The 20,209-nt window shown below is 60.3% G+C and carries 19 protein-coding genes; 15 read left to right on the top strand and 4 right to left on the bottom strand.

Translation table 11 applies throughout. The features are described from left to right. Positions 1-157: 157 nt before the first annotated feature. The 4 genes from ACEN8Q_RS14340 to ACEN8Q_RS14325 form a co-directional block, all read right to left on the bottom strand. Positions 158-1,825 (bottom strand): protein kinase domain-containing protein, encoded by a 1,668-nt coding sequence (locus ACEN8Q_RS14340; protein ID WP_413422032.1) that lies wholly within the window; start codon positions 1,823-1,825, stop codon positions 158-160. 7 nt (positions 1,826-1,832) lie between these two features. Beyond that, positions 1,833-3,044, bottom strand: a complete 1,212-nt coding sequence (locus tag ACEN8Q_RS14335; RefSeq protein WP_104449766.1) for a nitrate/nitrite transporter — start codon at positions 3,042-3,044, stop codon at positions 1,833-1,835. A gap of 337 nt (positions 3,045-3,381) precedes the next feature. Further along, entirely contained in the window at positions 3,382-3,957 is a 576-nt protein-coding gene (locus ACEN8Q_RS14330; protein WP_008021841.1) for an ANTAR domain-containing response regulator, read from the bottom strand. Positions 3,958-3,972: 15 nt separating this feature from the next. After that, entirely contained in the window at positions 3,973-5,184 is a 1,212-nt protein-coding gene (locus ACEN8Q_RS14325) for a CmpA/NrtA family ABC transporter substrate-binding protein (protein ID WP_413422035.1), read from the bottom strand. A gap of 174 nt (positions 5,185-5,358) precedes the next feature. Here ACEN8Q_RS14325 and ACEN8Q_RS14320 point away from each other — a divergent pair, with 174 nt between their 5' ends. From ACEN8Q_RS14320 to sctE, 15 genes are all read left to right on the top strand, one after another. Further along, positions 5,359-6,144 carry a helix-turn-helix domain-containing protein gene (locus ACEN8Q_RS14320; RefSeq protein WP_413422095.1) on the top strand — a complete coding sequence of 262 codons (786 nt, stop codon included), beginning with the start codon at positions 5,359-5,361 and terminating at the stop codon, positions 6,142-6,144. A 4-nt stretch (positions 6,145-6,148) separates the two neighbouring features. Then, positions 6,149-7,801 (top strand): type III secretion system outer membrane ring subunit SctC, encoded by a 1,653-nt coding sequence (sctC, locus tag ACEN8Q_RS14315; protein ID WP_413705386.1) that lies wholly within the window; start codon positions 6,149-6,151, stop codon positions 7,799-7,801. Continuing rightward, positions 7,798-8,904, top strand: a complete 1,107-nt coding sequence (gene sctW / locus ACEN8Q_RS14310; protein ID WP_413705385.1) for a type III secretion system gatekeeper subunit SctW — start codon at positions 7,798-7,800, stop codon at positions 8,902-8,904. The genes sctC and sctW overlap by 4 nt, the downstream gene beginning before the upstream one ends. Before the next feature lie 23 nt (positions 8,905-8,927). Next, complete coding sequence (locus ACEN8Q_RS14305; RefSeq protein ID WP_413705384.1) at positions 8,928-10,979, top strand: EscV/YscV/HrcV family type III secretion system export apparatus protein; 2,052 nt, start codon at positions 8,928-8,930, stop codon at positions 10,977-10,979. Positions 10,980-10,992: 13 nt separating this feature from the next. Beyond that, complete coding sequence (locus ACEN8Q_RS14300; RefSeq protein ID WP_413422043.1) at positions 10,993-11,400, top strand: Invasion protein B family; 408 nt, start codon at positions 10,993-10,995, stop codon at positions 11,398-11,400. Next, a complete protein-coding gene (gene sctN / locus ACEN8Q_RS14295; RefSeq protein ID WP_413422045.1) occupies positions 11,397-12,683 on the top strand; it encodes a type III secretion system ATPase SctN in 1,287 nt (428 codons plus the stop codon). The genes ACEN8Q_RS14300 and sctN overlap by 4 nt, the downstream gene beginning before the upstream one ends. Further along, positions 12,667-13,122 carry a type III secretion protein gene (locus ACEN8Q_RS14290; protein ID WP_413422047.1) on the top strand — a complete coding sequence of 152 codons (456 nt, stop codon included), beginning with the start codon at positions 12,667-12,669 and terminating at the stop codon, positions 13,120-13,122. The genes sctN and ACEN8Q_RS14290 overlap by 17 nt, the downstream gene beginning before the upstream one ends. Beyond that, positions 13,119-14,051 carry an invasion protein gene (locus ACEN8Q_RS14285; protein ID WP_413705383.1) on the top strand — a complete coding sequence of 311 codons (933 nt, stop codon included), beginning with the start codon at positions 13,119-13,121 and terminating at the stop codon, positions 14,049-14,051. The genes ACEN8Q_RS14290 and ACEN8Q_RS14285 overlap by 4 nt, the downstream gene beginning before the upstream one ends. Further along, positions 14,048-14,971, top strand: coding sequence for a FliM/FliN family flagellar motor switch protein (locus ACEN8Q_RS14280; protein ID WP_413422051.1), 924 nt, complete (start codon positions 14,048-14,050; stop codon positions 14,969-14,971). The genes ACEN8Q_RS14285 and ACEN8Q_RS14280 overlap by 4 nt, the downstream gene beginning before the upstream one ends. Next, positions 14,964-15,623, top strand: a complete 660-nt coding sequence (locus ACEN8Q_RS14275; protein ID WP_413422053.1) for an EscR/YscR/HrcR family type III secretion system export apparatus protein — start codon at positions 14,964-14,966, stop codon at positions 15,621-15,623. The genes ACEN8Q_RS14280 and ACEN8Q_RS14275 overlap by 8 nt, the downstream gene beginning before the upstream one ends. A gap of 8 nt (positions 15,624-15,631) precedes the next feature. Then, positions 15,632-15,886 (top strand): EscS/YscS/HrcS family type III secretion system export apparatus protein, encoded by a 255-nt coding sequence (locus ACEN8Q_RS14270; protein ID WP_413705382.1) that lies wholly within the window; start codon positions 15,632-15,634, stop codon positions 15,884-15,886. 4 nt (positions 15,887-15,890) lie between these two features. Beyond that, positions 15,891-16,697: a type III secretion system export apparatus subunit SctT gene (gene sctT / locus ACEN8Q_RS14265; RefSeq protein WP_413705381.1), complete on the top strand. Its 807-nt coding sequence runs from the start codon at positions 15,891-15,893 to the stop codon at positions 16,695-16,697. Continuing rightward, on the top strand, positions 16,672-17,706 hold the full coding sequence (locus ACEN8Q_RS14260) for an EscU/YscU/HrcU family type III secretion system export apparatus switch protein (RefSeq protein ID WP_413422057.1): 1,035 nt from the start codon (positions 16,672-16,674) through the stop codon (positions 17,704-17,706). The genes sctT and ACEN8Q_RS14260 overlap by 26 nt, the downstream gene beginning before the upstream one ends. Positions 17,707-17,938: 232 nt before the next feature. Continuing rightward, complete coding sequence (gene sicA / locus ACEN8Q_RS14255) at positions 17,939-18,421, top strand: type III secretion system translocator chaperone SicA (RefSeq protein ID WP_413422059.1); 483 nt, start codon at positions 17,939-17,941, stop codon at positions 18,419-18,421. Positions 18,422-18,423: 2 nt separating this feature from the next. Next, a complete protein-coding gene (sctE, locus tag ACEN8Q_RS14250; protein WP_413422061.1) occupies positions 18,424-20,193 on the top strand; it encodes a type III secretion system translocon subunit SctE in 1,770 nt (589 codons plus the stop codon). Positions 20,194-20,209 lie beyond the last annotated feature (16 nt).

Here is a 20,209-nt window from a genome sequence, read left to right as displayed (position 1 = left end):
AGTGCAGCCTTCGTCGTTGAAGCCTGCGCTTTATGTCTGTTGAAAGAGGTAATGCAGCGGTTGTGCCAAGTCGCTCAGGTCCCGTGTTTATTGGCGTTCATCCTCTTCATAGGGACAGAATCGTGAGGGAATGCACCGATTCAAAGCGCGCTGCCCGCTAATGGAGCGCAACCACCAGCAGCACCAGATTGAGCAACAGCGATACCAGCGCCAATGTCCGCCAGACTTTCAGTGGCTCGCGTTCCAGCAACGGCTTGGGGCGCACATTCAAACTGCGGCGTTCGCCCTGTTCGATCAGCAGCAGCCATTCTTCCGCCGTTTCGAAGCGTTGATCGGGGGCCACCGCCACGGCGCGCTCCAGGTTATGGGCGATCCAGTCCGGCAAGTCGGGCCGGTAGCGGCTGGCGTTGACCGGGATGCCAAACCTGGGGCGCTGGAACGCTTCGATTTCGCCATAGGGATAGTGCCCGGTGAGCAGGAAATACAAGGTCACACCGACGGCGTACAAGTCCTGCTGTGGCGTCGGCATTTCGCCGCGAAAGGCTTCTGGCGCGATGTAACTGGGTGTACCCGGCAGGGCCCAGGGTAGATCTTGCGAGAGACCGGGGCAGTAGGCGAGGCCGAAATCCAGCAGGCGCAGCTCACCATCGTGCCCCAGTAACAGGTTTTCCGGTTTGATATCGCGATGCAGAATCTGCCGTCGATGCAACAGGCCGACCGCTCGCAACAAGCGTTCGGCGATGTCTTGCCACTGGGGCAGCGGCAACGGTCCGCTTTGCTCATACCGTTGCGCCAGGGTAGCGCCCGAATATTCACGCATCACGTAGTACAAATGCTGACGCTGACTGGCGGCATGGACTTCAGGAAAATGTCGACCGGCCACGCGTTTGAGAAACCACTCTTCCGACAGCAGTGCTTGCCCAGCCTGGTGATCGTCGTGCAGGCGCCCCGGCAGCGTTTTCAGCAGCCAGGGTTGTTGCTGATTGTCGCGAACGCGATAAAGCAGTGATTGCTGGCTCTGGGCGACGATCCCCTCGACTTGCCAGCCCTCGAACGCCTGACCCGGTTTCAAGGCTGGCGGCAGTGGCCATTGCTGCAAGTGAATCAACGCATCGCCAATGCTTGCTTCACCGAGGGCATCAATCCGCACCAGTAAAGCGCTGGCATTGTCCTGGCTGCCCGCCAGGTGTGCGGCATTGACCAGGGTTTGCGCAGCGCTTTTCAAGTCCGGTTGATCACGCAGGATCGCCGCAATGGCGGTATCGCCCAGGACGGCCCAGATGCCATCGCTGAGCAGGACGAAACTTTCATCGGGGCGCAACTCACCGTCAAGAAAATCCAGCACCAGATGTTGATCGAGGCCCAGCGCCCGTTTCAGCACATGTTGCATGCCCGGCTGGTCCCAGACGTGATCCTCGCTGATTCGCTGCAATCGATCGGCGTGCCAGCGATACACCCGACAATCACCGACATGGGCCAGGGTAAAACGCCGACCGCGCAGGACCAGCGCACTGAGGGTGGTCAGCAGCGGTTGTCCGCCGCCGTTGGCCTGCAACCAGCGGTTTTGTGCCAACAGCAGACGGTCAAGTGCCTGGGCGACGCTCCAGGTTTCCGGCGTGGCGTAGTAATCCAGCGCCAGCGCCTGCAACGTCGAACGGGCAGCCAGACCGCCATCGGCGCACTGGCTGACACCGTCGGCGATGGCGAACAGGTAGCCTTTGCTCGCCGCCAGCGCAGGAGCCGGCGTGACCAGGCGCAAGGCATCCTGGTTTTCCTCGCGGGGACCGATGGCGCTGGCTTCGGCGAAACTCAGTTGCAGGCTCATCGCGACCTCAGACCCGCGCAGCTGTCACGGCGGCCGAACCCCAGGTGGTTCTCCAGCGGCGTTTCACGCCGTGCAGGCCGAACCAGGCCAGCACGCCGAGGCTGGCGAACAACCACAGCGCCAGTTGATAGCTGCCGGTGCTTTGCTTGATCGCGCCCATGCCGGCCGCGAGTGCAAAACCACCGATGCCGCCAGCCATGCCGATCAGGCCGGTCATCACGCCGATTTCCCGACGAAAACGCTGCGGCACCAACTGGAATACCGCGCCATTACCGGCACCCAAACCGAGCATGGTGCAGACGAAAAGCGCCAGTGCGGCGTAGGAGTTCGGCAGGTTGAAACCTACAGCGGTAATGCAGATTGCCGCGACGGTGTACATCGCCAGCAAGGTCCGAATACCGCCGAAACGGTCAGCCAGCGCACCGCCCAAGGGGCGCATCAGGCTGCCACCGAACACGCAGGCAGCGGTGTAGTAGCCGGCAGTGACCGGGCTCAGGCCGTACTGGTCGTTGAAGTAACCGGGCAGGGCGCTGGCCAGGCCGATGAAGCCGCCGAACGTCACGCTGTAGAAAAACATGAACCACCAGCTGTCACGATCGCCCAGGGCCTTGAAGTAGTCGGCCATGGATTTGGCTTTTGGCCGCTCGGGGGCGTTTTTGGCCAGCCAGGCGAAGACGATCAGGGTCAGGATCAGCGGAATCAGGGCGAAGCCGAACACGTTGCTCCAGCCAAACGCCGCCGCCAGCACCGGGGCGATCAATGCGGCGAACACCGTACCCGAGTTCCCTGCACCGGCGATGCCCATGGCCTTGCCTTGATGCTGCGGCGGATACCACTGCGATGCCAAGGGCAGGGCGACGGCGAAAGACGCGCCGGCCATGCCTAGGAACAGCCCCAGCAGCAACGCTTGCTCGTAGCTGTGGATACCGAGTTTCCAGGCGCCGAACAGGGCGCAGATTACAATGACCTGACCGATCAGGCCGGCTGTTTTGGGCGACAGGCGATCAGCCAGCATTCCCATGATAAAACGCAAGACCGCCCCGGCCAGAATGGGCGTGGCCACCACCAGGCCGCGTTGCTGCGTTGTCAGGTGCAGGTCGGCGGCGATCTGTACCGCCAGAGGTCCGAGCAGATACCAGACCATGAAGCTCAGGTCGAAATAGAGGAAGGCTGCGAACAATGTCGGTGTATGGCCAGATTTCCAGAAGCTTGAATTCATCGCGCACCTCAGCTGTGAAGAGTCTCGGAAGGAGTCATGAGCTTGCAGGTGGGGCGCCGTTACGGCCGCACCACCGGCCCCGTGCTGTGGGGCCAAAACGAAAAAACGCCGCGACCCGATTCGCCAGGGGCAAATGAGGTGCGCGACGTCTTTGTCGTAGGTGGGGCAACCGCCGTTGGTTACCTGTGGTGATTACTTAGCGAGATTTGTGCCAACAGTTAGAGACCGAGTCGCCGCCATTCGCGAGCAAGCCCGCTCCCACATGGATAGTGGGTGTCCACAAAACCTGTGGGAGCGGGCTTGCTCGCGAAGGCAATAGAACATTCACCACTGGACTTCAGCCAAGCAACTCGCTCATGGCAATGATCTGCTCCGCCACTTGAATCAGCTTCTGCTGTCGGCTCATCGCCTGGCGGCGCATCAGGGTGTAGGCCTCTTCCTCGTTGCAATTCTTCATTTTCATCAGCAGCCCTTTGGCCAGTTCGATGCGCTTGCGCTCGGCCAATTGCTGGTCGCGGGCATGCAACTGGGCACGCAAGGCCTGGTCGCTTTCGAAGCGCGCCATGGCCACATCGAGAATCGGCTGCAGGCGTTGTGCGTGAATGCCTTCGACGATGTAGGCACTGACCCCGGACTTGATCGCCTGTCGCATCACCTCGGGGTCGTGCTCGTCGGTGAACATCACAATCGGTCGGGGCTGGTCGCGAGTCACCAGCACCACTTGTTCCATGACATCGCGCCCCGGTGACTCGGTATCGATCAGGATCACATCCGGACGCACCGTTTCGACGCGTTCGGGCAAGTCGATGGTCAGGCCGGATTCATCGATCACTTCGAAACCGGCCTCGGTCAGGGCGGCCTTCAGGCGTCCGACTTTTTTGGCAGTGTCGTTGATCAGCAGGATACGCAGCATGTTCGTGGTCTCCTGTCAGCGGCTGGCAAAAAGGGTTGAGCTGTCGCTCAGGGCGTGCAGTTTGAAACTGCGGGCATAGCCGGCCGGGTCCGAGCCGTCCCAGATTTTGCCGTCGATCAACTGACTGCTGCGCATCTCCTTACCCAGTGCCGCGACACCTACAGCGCTGGCCGCTTCACGATATAAGTCTAGTTGCTGGACTTGACGGGCCACGGCCAGGTAATCCGGGTCGTCGCGCAACAAACCCCAGCGACGGAATTGGGTCATGAACCACATGCCATCGGACAGATGCGGCAGATTGACCTCGCCTTCACCATGGAAGCGCAGGGCGTGCGGGTCTTGCCAGCGATTGCCCAGACCATCGGCATAGTCGCCCAGCAGGCGCGGCTCGATGCATTCCAGTGGTGCATCGAGGTATTGCGCTGCACTGAGCAATTGCGCGGTGCTGCGACGATTTTCGCTGCTTTCTTCGATGAAGCGACTGGCCTCCAGAATCGCCATCACCAACGCGCGGGCAGTGTTGGGGTATTGCTCGACGAAGGCGCGGGTGCAGCCCAGGACCTTTTCCGGGTGATCGGGCCAGAGGGTCTGGGTGGTCGCCATCGTGAAACCAAGACCCTGTTGCACTGCGCTGGCGGACCAGGGCTCACCGACACATAAACCGTCGATGCGCCCTGCTTGCAGGTGCGCGACCATTTGTGGCGGCGGCACCACCACGCTGTCGACATCCTGCAGCGGGTGAATGCCCTGGCTGGCGAGCCAGTAATACAGCCACATGGCATGGGTGCCGGTTGGAAAAGTCTGGGCGAAGGTGAGTTTTGAGCGAGTTTGGTGCACGTGCCGATCCAATGCCTCAGGACTGGTCACTCCCAGCGCCTGCAAGCCGCGGGACAGATTGATGCTCTGGCCGTTCTGATTCAGGCCCATCAACACGGCCATATCGGTCGCGGCCACACCACCGATGCCCAAGTGAACGGCGTAGACCAGACCGTAGAGGCTGTGGGCTGCATCGAGTTCGCCGCTGACCAGCTTGTCTCGAAGGTTGGCCCAGGACGACTGGCGCTTGAGGTTCAGGGTCAAGCCGTGGGGTTGGGCGAAGCCCTGGGTGGCGGCGACAACCACCGAGGCGCAGTCGCTCAGGGCCATGAAGCCGAGATTGATTTCGGTTTTTTCCGGGGCATCGCTGCCATTGACCCAGGCCAGAGGGCCGGCTGACGGTTCGTTCATCGCGCGTTCACCTTGCAAAAAAAACGTCGTCACCGGTCCGTGCATGAGCAGGCCGGGGACGACGCCATTGTCTTTGCACACATTCCGTCGTTGGCATGGGTGCTGGTGCCTTGAATGGTGCAAGGCATATGCCAGTCCGGGCTTCATCAGCTTTCCATCAGGATTCAACGCGCCATCTCTTTCATCCTGCCGACTCCTGATCGTCAGGCTGTGAAGGAGGTTGGCGTGCACATCGAATCACCAGGCGCACCAGGTTTCCCTGATGCCCGTTTCAGCGGGCGGGTGCTGCATCTGTGCGTCAGCGAATCCCCTGTACATCTGGTTTCGCAACGGTGCGCATCGGCCTGCCACCTGCAGGTCGGCTGGGAAGGGCTGATTGCGATGAACGGAGTATTTGAGGTGCGCGGCAGTGTGCAGGTCTTGCCAATTCCGCAAGCAGCACTGGTGAAACTGCAAGTGTTCATCGATCTGGGGAACGCGCTGAACGATCAACGACTCAACCAGGCTCCCTGGGCGGCATTGCCGGTGGCGCATCAAACCGTTCAGTCCGAGAGAGCGCTTGAGCGCTGGTATATCGAACAGGCCATGACCGGTGGTTTGGCTTATCAAGCCTTTGCCAGCGTGCTGCGTCATACCGAGAGTTACGGACTTGTGCGTTTCCTGCTGGAGCAGGGCACCCACAGCGAAAAGTTGAGCATCCTGGCGCAGCGTTATGGCGTTTCCGTGTCGCATTTTCGTCGACTGTGCCAACAGGCGCTGGGCACGGCAGCCAAGCCTGCCTTGCGTGGCTGGCGGACGGCCCAGGCACTGCTGAACATGAGTCTGCAGGACGGCTCCCTGACGGATGTGGCGCTGGAGTTCGGTTTTGCCTCTTCTTCGCATTTCTCCAAGGAAATCCGTGAACTGGTGGGCTTTGCCCCCAGCAGCCTGGCCGACATTACCTACCTTCCAGGCAAGTGAGTCGATGAACCGCCGATCGTTGTCCATATCCCTTTTGCCCATCTGCTTAAGTGGCGTGTTCCTGCTCGCACCCTTTGCCGCGCAGGCCGATGTTTTCAGTTTCGAGGCCCGTGAACAGAGCGCACGCACCTTTTTCAGCGAGCTGTCCGGATCACTGGGCAAGCCGGTGATCGTCAGCAAGGCTGCTGCGATCAAGCGGATCTCCGGTACGTTCGATCTGCTCGTGCCGCAACGAACCTTTGAGCGCGTCGCCTCGCAAATGGGCTTGATCTGGTACAGCGACGGTCAGGCGATTTATCTGTATGACGCCCCGGAAATCAAAAGCTCCATGGTCTCGCTGCAAACCCTGACCGTGGCCAGGCTGCAGGCGTTCCTGGAGCGCTCCGGATTGCACGATGCCCGTTATCCGTTGCGTCATGACGGTCTGCGTACTTTCCATGTGTCGGGGCCGCCGATGTATGTCGATCTGGTTGTGCAAGCGGCCGGGATGATGGATAACCAGCGCTCGGAACTGTTGCTGGGCAAGCAGCAGATCGGTGTCATTCAGGTACGGAACACCTTTGTCAGCGACCGTAAGTACGAACTGCGCGATGACAAGGTGACCATCCCCGGGCTGGCCACCGTGATCGAGGATCTGTTGCGCGGTGAGACGCGCGAGGTCGAGCCGTCGGTGGCGCAAGTTCCTGCGCCGCGTCCACAGGGATTGATGCCGGCGTTTCCCCTGGAAGGCCTGGCAACCAACCCTGCGGATCAGGACCCGGCAGCGCCGCGGATCATTGCGCGAGACATGGCTGCCGGAAACATTCGGGTAGTGGCATACCCGGACACCAACGCCTTGCTGGTCAAGGGGTTGCCGGAGCAAGTGCGCTTTATCGAGAACCTGGTGAGTGCGCTGGACACGCCGAAACGACACGTGGAACTGTCGTTGTGGATCATTGATTTGCACAAGGATGAACTCAATCAACTGGGCATCAACTGGCAAGGTGCGTTGAGGTCGGGGAAATTCGCTGCATCGCTCAATGCCGGCTCGGCGACCACCCTCGATGGCCTGTCGTTCGTGACCCAGGTCATGGCGCTGGAGCGCACCAACCGGGCCAACGTGGTCTCGCGACCGGTCATCCTCACCCAGGAAAACGTACCGGCGATCTTCGACAACAACCGCACGTTTTATGCCCCGCTGGTGGGCGAGCGCAGTGTCGATTTGCAGCACGTCACCTACGGCACGCTGGTCAGTGTACTGCCCCGTTTCGCCCAGGCGGACGAGGTCGAGATGTCGCTCAATATCGAGGACGGCAACGAGGTCGAAAAACCGGATCAGGGCAAGCAGCCTGGCACATTGCCGACGGTCGGCCGCACACGGATCAGCACGGTGGCGCGGGTGCCTCAGGGCAAGAGTCTGTTGGTGGGCGGTTTCACCCGCGATGACAACAGCGAGCAAGTCGGCCGGATCCCGGTACTGGGTTCGATTCCGTGGGTCGGACGCTTGTTCAGCTATCGGCAGAATCGCTCGGCCAATACGGTGCGGGTGTTCCTGATTCAACCCAAGGAGATTGTCGACGTACTGCAACCCGCCACGACTGAACCGGCCACGCAGTTGCTGAGCCCGGAGCAGCATGAGCGTGTGCGCCGTGCCTATTTTCGGGCAGCCATAAAATGATCCTGCCACCGATTTCCACCGGAGGGCGAGCCGCCCAGGCGAGGCTTAATACCGAGAAAGCTGCTGAGCATCCACAGCCGCAGGCAGATGCCGATATCGATCTCGACGACAGCGGTACGACCGCCACCGTCCAGCGCTTTGTACACAGCAGCGATGAAATGTCCGCGGCACTGGCGCAGTTCCGTGGTCGTCGGCATTTCGAACTCAAGTCCGACACCCTGACCGATAACTTCGAAAGGGTCCTGGACGACGACACCGTGCCCAAGGCGCGACAGATACTCAACCTTGCCCGGTTGACCGATAAATCCGTCACCTGGCTGTTGCAAATGGCGCGAAAACTGTTCGCCGATGACAGCGACCTGGCATTGGTGCTACGAGAACTGTTGCGCCGCAGGAAACTCGAGACAGGCACTCGTCGGCGACTCGAAACGCTGTTGCAGACGGTGGTTGCCCAGGGCTCCCCCAAGCGCATGAACGCCGGGATCAACGCCGCCCTGAAAGCCCGGATGTTCGGTAAAGGCATGGCGGTGCACGCAGGCCTGTTGCGTGAGACGTACCGCGATTTTCTCGAGTCGGACCAAGGTCCGCTCAGTTGCTACCAGGACTGGATCGCGCTGTACGGTCCACACCAACGCATGAGCGTGCTGGCCTTCATCGAAGCGGCGTTGCTCACCGACATCAGTGCCCAGGATCCCAGTTGCTCGCGCGCAGAGTTCGGCCAACTGCTGGTCAGGGTGAACGAGCTGAAGTGCCTGCGTTCAGCCGATGAGCTGTTCATCGGCCGCCTGCTCGGTGATGCTCTCATCTGCCGGCACAACCCCCACGAGCCTGACTGGCTGGTGTTCCTGTTCGGCCTGTTGGCCTACCCCGATGAGCTAGATCAGCTGCTGCTCGGCGCATTGGGCGAGGGCGTGCTGTTGAGTCCGCACCGTGAACGCTCGACCGTTCTACAAACGGTGCGCCGGCTCAGCCTGCAACTGCCGACACCGCTGTTTGCCGATGAAGAGGCGCCGGTGCGTCTGGCACAGCAGTTCACCCGACTGGCTGACATCGCCTATGCCCACGAATGTATTGAGCAGCGACGCCGCGGTGGTGGCTCATGACTTTTTCCCGGAACTGACCTGCCATGCTCAATGTGTTTTTGCGCAACGTCGGCGCGCGCCCGGAGCTGCTGATCCTGACGCTGATGGTGATGATCATCGCCATGCTGATCATTCCCCTGCCGACAGTGCTGGTGGATTTTCTCATCGGCCTGAACATCGTCATCTCGCTGCTGGTGTTCATGGGCTCGTTCTACATCGAACGCATCCTCAGCTTTTCGACGTTTCCGGCCTTGCTGCTGTTGACCACGCTGTTTCGCCTGGCGCTGTCGATCAGCACCAGCCGGCTGATTCTCAGTCAGGCCGATGCGGGGGAGATCATCGCGTCCTTCGGTGAGTTCGTGATCGGCGAAAGCCTGGTGGTGGGCTTTGTGATTTTTTCCATCGTCACCATTGTCCAGTTCATCGTGATCACCAAGGGCTCGGAGCGGGTGGCCGAAGTCGCGGCGCGCTTCTCGCTGGACGGCATGCCGGGCAAGCAGATGAGCATCGACGGTGACCTCAAGGCCGGCGCCATCACTGCCGAGGAAGCCAGGGAAAAACGCAGCGTGCTGGAGCGCGAAAGCCAGTTGTATGGCTCGTTCGACGGCGCGATGAAGTTCATCAAGGGCGATGCGATCGCCGGCATCATCATTATCTTCGTCAACTTCATTGGCGGCATGGCCATCGGCGTCGGGCAAATGGGCATGGACATGTCCACAGCCTTGTCGACCTACACCCTGTTGACCATTGGCGATGGTTTGGTGGCGCAGATTCCCGCACTGCTGATCGCCATCGGTGCCGGTTTCATCGTCACTCGTGTCAACGGCGATGACGCCAACCTGGGGCGCAACATGCTCGCGCAGATGCTGGGGCATCCGTTCGTGCTGGGGGTGACGGCGCTGCTGGCGGTGGGTGTCGGCCTGCTGCCCGGGTTTCCGTTGCTGACTTTCCTGCCTATTGCCGCCGTCCTGGCACTGGTGGTGTTCGTCCGGCAGCGCAAGGCTTCCCGAGGTGAAAGTACAAATGAAAACCGCCCGACCTCTGCCCAGGGGGATGCCATGCAGAGCGGATCGGGTCTGCTCGACGACATTGACAACATTGCCACCGAAACCGTCGCCTTGATGTTGCTGGTGCCCACGGCGCGGTTGGAAGAGTTGAGCAAGGCCCGCTGGGCCGCACGTTTTCGCAGCCAGTTTTTCGTCGACTACGGGTTGCGCATTCCCGAACCGCAGATTCGCGCCAGCGAGGCGTTGCCGGCCCATCAAGTGGCGGTATTGATCAATGAAGTACGCGCCGAACAGTTCGACATCCATTTCGATCAATGGCGTCTGCTCGACTACTCGCCGGAGCTGGAGCCCTTGGGCTTTGCCCTGGTGCGCGGCAATGACAGCAATCGCCTGGGCGGTGTCTGGGTCAACGCGGCCGACAGGGAGCGGGTGCAGCAGTTGGGGTATCACCTGCGTGCGGCGGACGAGGAATGCTATCGCTGCCTGGTCACGCTGCTGGCGCGCAATATCCAGGAGTTTTTTGGCGTGCAGGAAACCAAGCAACTGCTCGACGAAATGGAAGCGCGCTACCCCGATCTGCTCAAGGAAGTGTATCGCCACGTCACGGTGCAGAAGATCGCCGAGGTGCTGCAGCGGTTAATCGGCGAGCGCATTTCAGTGCGCAACATGAAGCTAGTTCTCGAGTCGCTGGCCCATTGGGCGTCGCGGGAAAAGGACGTACTGGCACTGGTCGAGCACGTCCGCGGCGCGATGGCCCGCTACATCAGCAACAAGTTTGCCCAGGGCAATGACCTGCGTGTGCTGTTGTTGTCGGCGGAGTTCGAAGAGGTGGTGCGACGAGGGATTCGACAAACGTCGGGCGGCAGTTTCATCAACCTGGAACCGGCCGAGTCGGAGGAGCTGATGGACCGACTGTCTGTCGGTCTGGACAGTGTGCACATCGCCCACAAGGACATGGTGCTGCTGTGTTCGGTCGATGTGCGGCGCTACATCAAGAAGCTGATCGAGGGACGGTTCAGGGAGCTGGACGTGATGTCGTTCGGCGAAGTTTCCGAAACGGTCTCGGTCAATGTCATCAAAACGCTGTAAGGAAAACCTGTAAATGATGCCAATGGATATCGCTGACCTGTTGCGCGAAGCACTGCGCCACAGCGGCTGCAAGGACAGCCAGATCGGACATTTTGACAGTCACAGCACGATTGAAATGCAAATGAGGGATCTGCCCGATGTCAACGTCGGGGACGTGGACGGGGATATATGGGTCTGGGCCGCAGTCATGGAGATCGGGCCTGCACAATTGGGCCATAGCGCCGCTGCGTTGTTGCAGATTTTACTGCAGGGTTGCCCCTGGTCCCGCAGTGGGCAGTTGCACCTGTGCGAGGTAGAAGGGCAGCTCGAGTTGCGGTTGATGTGCAACGAACACGCCCTCAGTGATGCCAGCCATTTCGCCCAGGCCCTGGACCATTTTGTGGTGGTGCTCGAAGAGCTGTACGGCATTCTGCGTCTGTGAGCGGGCGACTGGAGAGAACCGCTGCCCATCCTTTGCGACTGAGCGGTCCCTTGGTTGAAGCGGCGCTGGGCAACGTGGTGATCGGCGAGGTCTGTGAAGTGCGTCGGCATTGGCGCTTGCCTGATATTGCGGCCAGGGCGCAGGTCATTGGCTTCAAGCCCGGTGCTGTGTTGCTCAGTTTGCTCGGCGATGCGAAAGGCTTGTCCAGGGAGTCGATGATTGTGCCCACGGGCGCGACACTGCAATTGACCTGCAGCGACGCCTTGCTCGGCAGCGTGGTCGATCCCCGGGGCGTCATCGTCGAGCGCCTGGCGCCGTCAACGGCGGTGGCTCAACAGGACTATCCCGTGGATGCCGACCCGCCGTCGTACCAGCAGCGGCGCCCGGTGGCGCAGCCGCTGCGCACCGGCATTCGTGTCATCGACGGCTTGCTGACCTGCGGTGTCGGTCAGCGCATCGGCATTTTTGCCGCTGCCGGTTCCGGCAAAACCACCTTGATCAACATGTTGATCAACCACACTGACGCCGATGTATTTGTCATCGGCCTGATTGGCGAACGCGGGCGCGAAGTGACCGAATTCATCGAGCATTTGCGCCAGTCCGAAAAGCGCTCCCGTTGTGTGGTGGTGTATGCCACTTCGGATTTTTCGTCGGTGGATCGTTGCAACTCGGCCCTGCAGGCCACGGCCATCGCCGAGTATTTTCGTGACCAGGGTCGGCGCGTGGTGTTGTTGCTCGACTCGTTGACACGCTACGCCCGGGCTCGACGCGACCTGGCCCTGGCGGCCGGTGAAGCACCGGCGCGGCGGGGGTATCCGGCCTCGGTGTTCGATGCCTTGCCACGCTTGCTGGAGCGACCCGGTGTGACCGCTTCCGGCAGCATTACGGCCTGGTACACGGTCTTGCTGGAAAGTGACGATGAGCCGGACCCGATCGCCGAGGAGATCCGTTCCATTCTTGACGGCCATGTGTACCTCAGTCGTGCCCTGGCGGCCAAAGGTCACTACCCGGCGATCGATGTCTTGCGCAGCGTCAGCCGCGTGGCGACGCAAGTCACCCCGCCCGAGGTACAGCAACTGGCGGCGGCGACCCGGGAAATGCTGACGCGACTTGAGCAGCTGCAGATTTTCCTCGATATGGGCGAGTACACCCAAGGCGCCGATGCCGCCAATGACCACGCGCTGCAGCACCGCGAGGCCCTCACCCGGTGGCTGCGTCAACCCACGCAAGAATGTTGTGAACCGGAAGAAACCGTACGGAGCTTGCATGAACTCATTGCCTGATCGGCAGCGTTTGTTGGCGTTCAGTCTGTTTCGTCGCCAGCGTGGCGAGCGGGCCGTACTGCGTACGCAACAGCAATTGCAGCCGCTGCTAAAGGAGCGGGTCGATTTCGAAGGGCAGGAAGCTGCGCTGCAAAGTCTGCTGGCCAGTCATCGCGCCAACGACTGTGTGCTGGATCACGGGCAGCTGTTGGCGCTGCTGCGCAGGCAGGCCGTGATCCGTCGGCAGATCGATCTGTTGCGGGTCGAGCTAGATCGTGTGGATCAGCAGTGCCGACAGGTCGAGAAAACATTGAATGAGCAGCGCGAGCAACTGCGTTTTCTGCAGCGCAAACACGACAAGTACGAGCGGTGTGTCCAGCAGCTGTTGCGTGAGCAACGACTTGAGCGGGTGCGCCGGGAAGAGCGAGAGACAGAAGAAATGAGCGGAGTTCAGCGATGAAAGATGTATCTGTCATTTCACTTCTGCCGGTTCAGGCCCTGGACCCCGTCACCGAAGGCTCCATGGATGAGCTGCGAGACATGCTTGTATCTGAGCAAGAGGAGGAGCTGCCGCAAGGTGTACTGGAGCTTATGGCGACCTTGATCCTGCGTCATCGCCCCGTGATCGAAACGGGGCGCACAGGGTCTCGACAATCGATGGCCATCGCCCAGGCGACGGATCTCGAGCGCGACGAGGTACGATCGACTGCCCGGGTGGCGACGTCTTATCCACAAGCGAGCCCGTTGTACGGCAAGCCGATAAACCATTTGTTGCCGCAATCAATGGCAGCTGCTGCTTCCCCCATCAATCGGGTCACAGCGTCACCGCACTTGAATCCGCCAACTTCGAGTTCGGTTGAACCGGCATTGATCGGGCGTCCATCGATCGCGGTTGAGCCGGTGTTGATCGAGCGCCCATCGAGCACCGTCGAATCACTGTCAGTCGAGCGTGCTGCCAATTCCAGTGCACCGTCGGTACCCACCTTCGATGGGCCATTGCCCGAAGCCTTGTCGAGCCATCCAACCCCGCGCCAGGTGCCGTGGGTTGCACGACTTTCCATCCTTCCACCTGCGACACTGCAACCGCTGCCAGCGCTCGACGTAACGCTTGAAACCCTGTCGGGTTCGGACCGGAGTTTGCTGCAGGTACCGTTCAACAAAGGCACTGCCAGCGGACAAGTGACCATTAGCCGCGTGCCAGACGAACCCACCCGGAACCTGCAGCTCAGCCCGAGCAATGCCTTGGTGTTCGAGCAAATCAAGGTGCCCTTCGAGCAGGTTCGCGAGCCTGCCTGGCGGCTGACAGACAGCGGCGGCGAGCAACAGCGTCAGGGCTCCCACCAGGCGCCGGACGACGAGCAGGCCGAAGATCCCGGGCTTCCGGCATGAGCGCGTTGAAACTGCGCAGGGTCGACGCCCAGGCGCATGCCCACCTGCAGGCGGTTCAACGCTGGCGGTGTGCCGGTCACTGTGCAGGGGCGGGTCGGCTGCCAAAGCTGCCCGGCTATCTAGGTTTTCGCGCACGGGGTAATGACGGTGGCTGGCGGGGGCTGATCGTCGCCCGCGACTGGCTGCATCACTCGCTCCCCCAATTACAGTCGCTGTTGGCGGTCGAGTGCTCGGTGGCGAGTATCGCCGGGTTGTTTCGAGCGGTACCACAACCCTTGCTGCCGGGAGTGGAGGAGTTGCACTACCGGGAGATGGCCGATGTCGATTGTGTCGTCCCCAACGAACTGCCAACCCACGACTTGCCGTGGCTCGACACGCCTCTGGGGCGAGTGTGGTTTACGCAATTGCCCTGCGCACGCGTCGTTCATGAAACCCGGGGGGCCAACTCGTGGCTGAGTGATTTGCCGCTGCGTCTGGAGCTGATGCTGGGTGTCAGTCACCTGAGCGTTGCGCGCCAGATCCGACTGAACGAGGGCGATGTCCTGCGGATCATTCAGCGCACTCAACAATGTTGGCTGACGGATCGATGCCTCGGCGTTTTCACGTTTACCGAAGAGGGAATACTCATGCAATCGACCGTGGCCGATGCCCATCAACAGAACATGCCGGAACCCCGTTCAGAGGCCGGCCTTGATACTCTGCCGGTACGCCTGGAGTTCCTGCTCGCTACCCATGAAATCGACCTGGCCACGCTGTCGCAGATCATCGACGGACAACTGATCCCGCTGGCTGACGATGCCGCACGGCAAATCGAGATTCGCGCCAATGGCAAGCGAGTTGCCCGTGGGGAACTGGTGCAACTGGACGAACAGTTGGGCGTCGAATTGCTCGAGGTCTATCGGAAACCCCGCGATGAATGACGTCTCGCTGATCGCGCTGTTGGCATTCGCGTCCTTGCTGCCGTTTCTGGTAGCGGCAGGCACCTGCTACATCAAGTTTTCCATCGTCTTCGTTATCGTGCGCAACGCCTTGGGATTACAGCAAGTGCCGTCGAACATGGCCCTCAATGCGATTGCCCTGATGCTGGCGGTTTTCGTCATGACGCCAGTGATGAAGCAGGGGTATGGCTATTACAAGGCAGAGGCGGTGGCGTTCACCGATATCGAGTCAGTGGTGAATTTTGCCGAGAATGGTTTGGGCGGCTACAAGGACTACCTGCGCAAGTACACCGACCCTGAACTGGCGCTGTTCTTCGAGCGGGCCCAAACGGTGCAGGATGAACACGAAGCCGGTCTGCCTGCCGATGAAGAACTCACCCCCTCGTTGTTTGCATTGCTGCCAGCCTATGCGCTGAGTGAAATCAAAAGCGCGTTCAAGATCGGCTTCTATCTGTATTTGCCGTTCGTGATTGTCGACCTGGTCATCTCCAGCATCCTGCTGGCGCTGGGCATGATGATGATGAGCCCGGTGATCATTTCGGTGCCGATCAAACTGGTGTTGTTTGTCGCCCTGGACGGCTGGGCATTGCTGTCGACCGGGCTGGTCAAGCAATACCTGACCTTGCTGGCGTAGGGGCGGCCATGAACGATCTGGTCTATGCCGGCAACAAGACCCTGTACCTGATTCTGTTGATGGTGGCCTGGCCGATCATTGTCGCCACGGTGGTCGGCCTGGTGGTCGGGTTGATTCAGACCGTGACCCAGTTGCAGGAGCAGACGCTGCCATTTGGTATCAAGCTGCTGGCGGTTGCGGCGTGCCTGTTTCTGCTCTCGGGCTGGTATGGCGAAACCCTGCTCGATTTCAGTCGTGAAGTCATGCGTCTGGCGTTGGGCTAGGCCGATGTCGGTGACCTTGTTTTTCGATCTGTACGCGTTGTTCGCCGCGGCGATTCTGGGCGTTGCACGGCTGGCGCCGATTTTTTTCATGCTGCCGTTTCTCAACAGCAGCGTGCTCACTGGCGCTGCGCGTCAAGCGGTCATTGTGTTGGTAGCGCTGGGGTTCTGGGCCTACGTTGGTGTGCCATTACCTGCCCTCGACGGGCTGGCGTTCTTTGGTCTGTTGCTGCGCGAGGCGGGGATTGGTGTATTGCTGGGATGCCTGCTGTGCTGGCCGTTCTGGGTACTGCACGCCATGGGCAACCTGATCGACAATCAGCGCGGGGCGATGCTCAGCAGCACTGTGGACCCGGCGAACGGTGTCGACACTTCGGAACTGGCGAACTTCCTCCAGTTGTTCGCCGCCGCGGTGTATCTCGAAGGCGGCGGCATGCTGTTGATGCTTGAGACCGTCGGCCACAGTTACCGGATCTGTGCGCCGGCTAACGGCTGCGAGCTGTACCTGCAACCGATCCTGAGCCTGTTGGATGCGCTGGTGAGCAAGACACTGGTGATCAGCGCGCCGGTGGTGGCCACTCTGTTGATCAGCGAAGCGTTGCTCGGCTTGCTGTCGCGGTATGCGCCGCAGATGAACGCATTCTCGGTGTCGTTGACGGTCAAGAGCCTGGTGGCATTGGTGGTGTTGATGCTGTATTTCGCCGTGCACCTGCCGGACGAAGTGCTGCGCATGGGAATGAAGTCCCAGGCGCTGGAGCATTATCTGGGTGCCGACGGGGAGGCGGTCGATGTCGTCCAGCGCCTCGAAGACTGAGAAGCCGACAGCCAAGCGCCTGCGGGATGCGTCGCGCAAGGGGCAGACGTTCAAGGCCAAGGACCTGGTGGTCACCTGCCTGACCCTGTGCGGCATCAGCTACATGGTGTTCAACAGTTCGCTGATTGAAATCATGGAAGTCTATCGACGCATCATCGCCAGTGACTTCGACGTCGACCTGCAAAAGTACTCGGCGATGCTGGTGGTCGTGGGGCTCAAGGCGCTGCTGCCGCTGTTGCTGGTATGTGTCCTGACCAGTGCATTGCCCGCGTTGCTGCAAAGCGGTTTTGCCCTGGCCAGCGAAGCCTTGAAGCTGAACCTGGGTGCGTTGAACCCGATCAATGGCTTCAAGAAACTGTTCAGCCTGCGCACGGTCAAGGACACGGTCAAAGCGCTGTTGTATCTGGGCAGTTTTGCCCTGGCGCTGTGGATCGTCTGGGTCACGCAGCGGCAATTGCTGTTCGCCCAACTGTTTGCCCAGGCACCGGATCTGTTCGCCATCTGGGGGCATTTGCTGCTGGTGCTGGTGTTGGTGTTTCTGGCCTGTGTCCTGTTGATCGTGGTGCTCGATGCGCTCAGCGAGTATTGGCTGTTCATGAAAGATCAGATGATGGACAAGGACTCGGTCAAGCGCGAACACAAGGAGCAGGACGGCAATCCGGAAATCAAGGGACGTCGTCGTGACCTGCATCGGGAATTGCTGTCGGAACAGGTCAAATCCGACGTGCGCAGCTCGCGGATGATCATCGCCAACCCGACCCACATTGCCATCGGCGTGTATTTCCGCCCGGAAATCACCGTGCTGCCGTTCATCTCCCTGATGGAAACCAACCAGCGCGCCCTGGCCGTTCGAGCGTATGCCAAGGAGGTCGGTGTGCCGGTGATCAACGATATCGCGCTGGCCCGGCGGATCTTCAAGACCCACCAGCGCTACAGCTTCCTCCAGGTGCAGGAAATCGAAGAAGTGCTGCGCCTGTTGATCTGGCTCGAACAGGTCGAACAAGCCTGACCCCGATCCTTGTAGGAGCGAGCTAGCTCGCGATGGTCGTGAACGATAACGCGCAAAAAACTGACACCCAACGGCGCCCTCTGGTTTTTCGCGAGCGAGCTCGCTCCTACAGGGGGGCAGGGGTCGTTATCCATCCCGGCGTTGGCATGAGCGCAATTTGGCAGCGCCTTCGCCAGCGCTTTGGCTCAATGCATTGGTCAGCAGCGCTGACGTTTTTTCAGGAGTGTGGCCGATGAGTCGCAACAACAAAGAAGATGAACAGGTCGCCCTTGAAGTGGTGGATGCGGTGCTCGCAGGCGCGCCGTTGAAGGATGTGCAGGGCATCAGCGATGAGCAGATGAACAGCCTGTATGCCTTTGCTCACCAGTTTTATGAGCAGGGCCGGCTGGACGACGCCGAGAAGTTCTTTCACTTCCTGTGCATCTACGACTTTTACAACAGCCATTACTGGATGGGGTTGGCCGCGGTACACCAGCTCAAGCAGAACCATCAGAAAGCGATCGACCTGTATGCGATCGCCTTTGCCCAGGGCAAGAACGACTGGCGGCCGATGTTCTACACCGGCCAGTGTCATCTGGCGCTGGGTAAGGTCGGAAAAGCCAGGTTGTGTTTCGAACATGTGCTTGAGCAGGCCTCGGAAGATGATCTGCGCAAGCAGGCTCAGGTGTATCTCGACACCTTGAGTCAAATTGAAAAGGACTGTTCGGAGGACTGAACATGAGTGAAATCAGAAGCACTTTCAATCCGGCATTTCAGGGGGCATTGAGTCGAACTGACGCTTTTGAAAAATATGGCAAGGCCGCCGCCGAAGCTGCCAGGACGGTGGACTTTCAGAAAGCCGGCCAGGAGGCGCTGGCTCGCCTGATGTCGGTGAATTACGAAGGTCAGCACGGCACATCCCCAAGTGGCGCGGGAAGACCAGTGCTGCATGCGCCACCGCCCCGTGCTGACGGTAATAAACAGGAAGCCAACGGTGATCTGTTCACGTTGTTGATGGCGATGATCAGCGAGCTGATTGGTGAGGTCGATGTCAACAAGCTGAAGAATCGCCTTGCGATGTTGCAAAGCATGGCCGGCGCTAAACAACAGGGGCATGAAAAACTGGCTGCCGAATATGCCGCTGCGGTCGAGGCATTGGCGACAGCCGAGGAGGCCATCGGCGGCAGCCAGGAAAAACTCGAGAAACTGCGCGAGCGTGTTCAGCATTTTCAGGGCCTGCTGGAGGAAAGCGAAGCCCGCCTGGCCGAACTTGATCCGGAGTCACCGGAATATGCGAGCGAGCTGGCGCATCGTGACCAGCTCAAAGGCGAGTTGGCGGACCATATCCAGACGTTTCAAAAAGCCACCAATGCTCACCTGAAACTGATCGAGATCGCCAATGCCTGTGCCAAAACCCTGGCCGTGGTAGCCGCGAAAGCACAGGAGGCCGGTCTCGGCGGTTCCTCCATCAAGGAGTCCCATGAAAAGACGTTGAGCAGCAGCGCGCTGGCGCTGTTGAACCGACTGAAAATCATCGAGCTGTTGGGGGAGTCCGCGCAGAACAAGGAGGAACTCAGTCAGGAGCTGTTCCAGGAGTTGCAGGCCAGGCTTCAGGAGCACATGAAACTTGAATCGGAAAAGTATCTGGAGGAAGTCCGCAAGGCCGAGGCGTTGCAAAAGACCATGGGCTGCATCGGCGCGATCGTCGGCGCCGTTTTGGCCGTGGCGACCATCGTTGCCGGCGTGCTGACCGCCAACCCGGTGCTTATCGCCGTGGGCGTGATCGGTGCGGCGATCATGATTTCCGATGCGGTGGTCAAGGAAGCGACCGGAAAGTCGTTCATGGCCGAAGCCATGAAACCGCTGACCACCGTGATGCAGGAAGCCATCAAGTTGTTCACCGAGCTCTACATCAAGTTGCTGTTGGCTGTTGGCGTCGATGAGGAAACGGCGAAGGACATTGCACAAATCGCCGGCATGATCCAGGGCATCGCCGCAACCCTGGCTGCCGTTGCGCTGGTGGCCGTCGTCGGGGTGCAGGTGATCGGCCCCATGGTCAGCGCCGTCGCTTCGAAACTGGCTTCGGTCATTGCCCAGGCGGCACCGGCGGCGATGCAGGCAGCCCGGCAATTGGCTACATCGGTGGGCAACTCGCTGACCCAGATGCTGACCCAACTGCGCAGCTTCATCACCAGTGGCGCCGACCCTGTGACACTCGCCCGTTACGCCGCCAACCTTGAGATCGCTCAGGCCTTCACCGAGTTCAGCAATGTGGCGGTGCAGGGCGGATTGCAGATCAGGAGTGGCGCACACCAGGCCCAGGCTGCCGTGCATTTGGCTGATGTGAAGGTGCGCATGGCGATCAGCGAGGAAATCACGTCCTACCTGACCCGACTGGTCGAGGATTACGGCAATGCGATGCAGGACAGAACCCGTCAGGTCGAGCAGGTGTTTGCCGATTTGCAGCGCAGTCATTCCGTGAGCCTGCATATCGCACGGCACGTTTGAGCATATGGATAAAAGG

It is taken from the genome of Pseudomonas sp. Pseusp16, from assembly GCF_047324915.1.
GTDB classification, from domain to species: Bacteria; Pseudomonadota; Gammaproteobacteria; order Pseudomonadales; family Pseudomonadaceae; genus Aquipseudomonas; species Aquipseudomonas fluorescens_CD.
The sequence above is the reverse complement of the archived record's forward strand: the minus strand, read 5'-3'. Positions and strand labels throughout refer to the sequence as shown.

Excerpts from the sequence above, each read along its gene's own strand:
- ACEN8Q_RS14340 (WP_413422032.1), bottom strand. The coding sequence starts at position 1,825 with ATGAGCCTGCAACTGAGTTTCGCCGAAGCCAGCGCCATCGGTCCCCGC.
- ACEN8Q_RS14335 (WP_104449766.1), bottom strand. The coding sequence starts at position 3,044 with ATGAATTCAAGCTTCTGGAAATCTGGCCATACACCGACATTGTTCGCA.
- ACEN8Q_RS14330 (WP_008021841.1), bottom strand. The coding sequence starts at position 3,957 with ATGCTGCGTATCCTGCTGATCAACGACACTGCCAAAAAAGTCGGACGC.
- ACEN8Q_RS14325 (WP_413422035.1), bottom strand. The coding sequence starts at position 5,184 with ATGAACGAACCGTCAGCCGGCCCTCTGGCCTGGGTCAATGGCAGCGAT.
- sctC (WP_413705386.1), top strand. The coding sequence starts at position 6,149 with ATGAACCGCCGATCGTTGTCCATATCCCTTTTGCCCATCTGCTTAAGT.
- sctW (WP_413705385.1), top strand. The coding sequence starts at position 7,798 with ATGATCCTGCCACCGATTTCCACCGGAGGGCGAGCCGCCCAGGCGAGG.
- ACEN8Q_RS14305 (WP_413705384.1), top strand. The coding sequence starts at position 8,928 with ATGCTCAATGTGTTTTTGCGCAACGTCGGCGCGCGCCCGGAGCTGCTG.
- ACEN8Q_RS14300 (WP_413422043.1), top strand. The coding sequence starts at position 10,993 with ATGATGCCAATGGATATCGCTGACCTGTTGCGCGAAGCACTGCGCCAC.
- ACEN8Q_RS14290 (WP_413422047.1), top strand. The coding sequence starts at position 12,667 with ATGAACTCATTGCCTGATCGGCAGCGTTTGTTGGCGTTCAGTCTGTTT.
- ACEN8Q_RS14285 (WP_413705383.1), top strand. The coding sequence starts at position 13,119 with ATGAAAGATGTATCTGTCATTTCACTTCTGCCGGTTCAGGCCCTGGAC.
- ACEN8Q_RS14280 (WP_413422051.1), top strand. The coding sequence starts at position 14,048 with ATGAGCGCGTTGAAACTGCGCAGGGTCGACGCCCAGGCGCATGCCCAC.
- ACEN8Q_RS14275 (WP_413422053.1), top strand. The coding sequence starts at position 14,964 with ATGAATGACGTCTCGCTGATCGCGCTGTTGGCATTCGCGTCCTTGCTG.
- ACEN8Q_RS14270 (WP_413705382.1), top strand. The coding sequence starts at position 15,632 with ATGAACGATCTGGTCTATGCCGGCAACAAGACCCTGTACCTGATTCTG.
- sctT (WP_413705381.1), top strand. The coding sequence starts at position 15,891 with ATGTCGGTGACCTTGTTTTTCGATCTGTACGCGTTGTTCGCCGCGGCG.
- ACEN8Q_RS14260 (WP_413422057.1), top strand. The coding sequence starts at position 16,672 with ATGTCGTCCAGCGCCTCGAAGACTGAGAAGCCGACAGCCAAGCGCCTG.
- sicA (WP_413422059.1), top strand. The coding sequence starts at position 17,939 with ATGAGTCGCAACAACAAAGAAGATGAACAGGTCGCCCTTGAAGTGGTG.
- sctE (WP_413422061.1), top strand. The coding sequence starts at position 18,424 with ATGAGTGAAATCAGAAGCACTTTCAATCCGGCATTTCAGGGGGCATTG.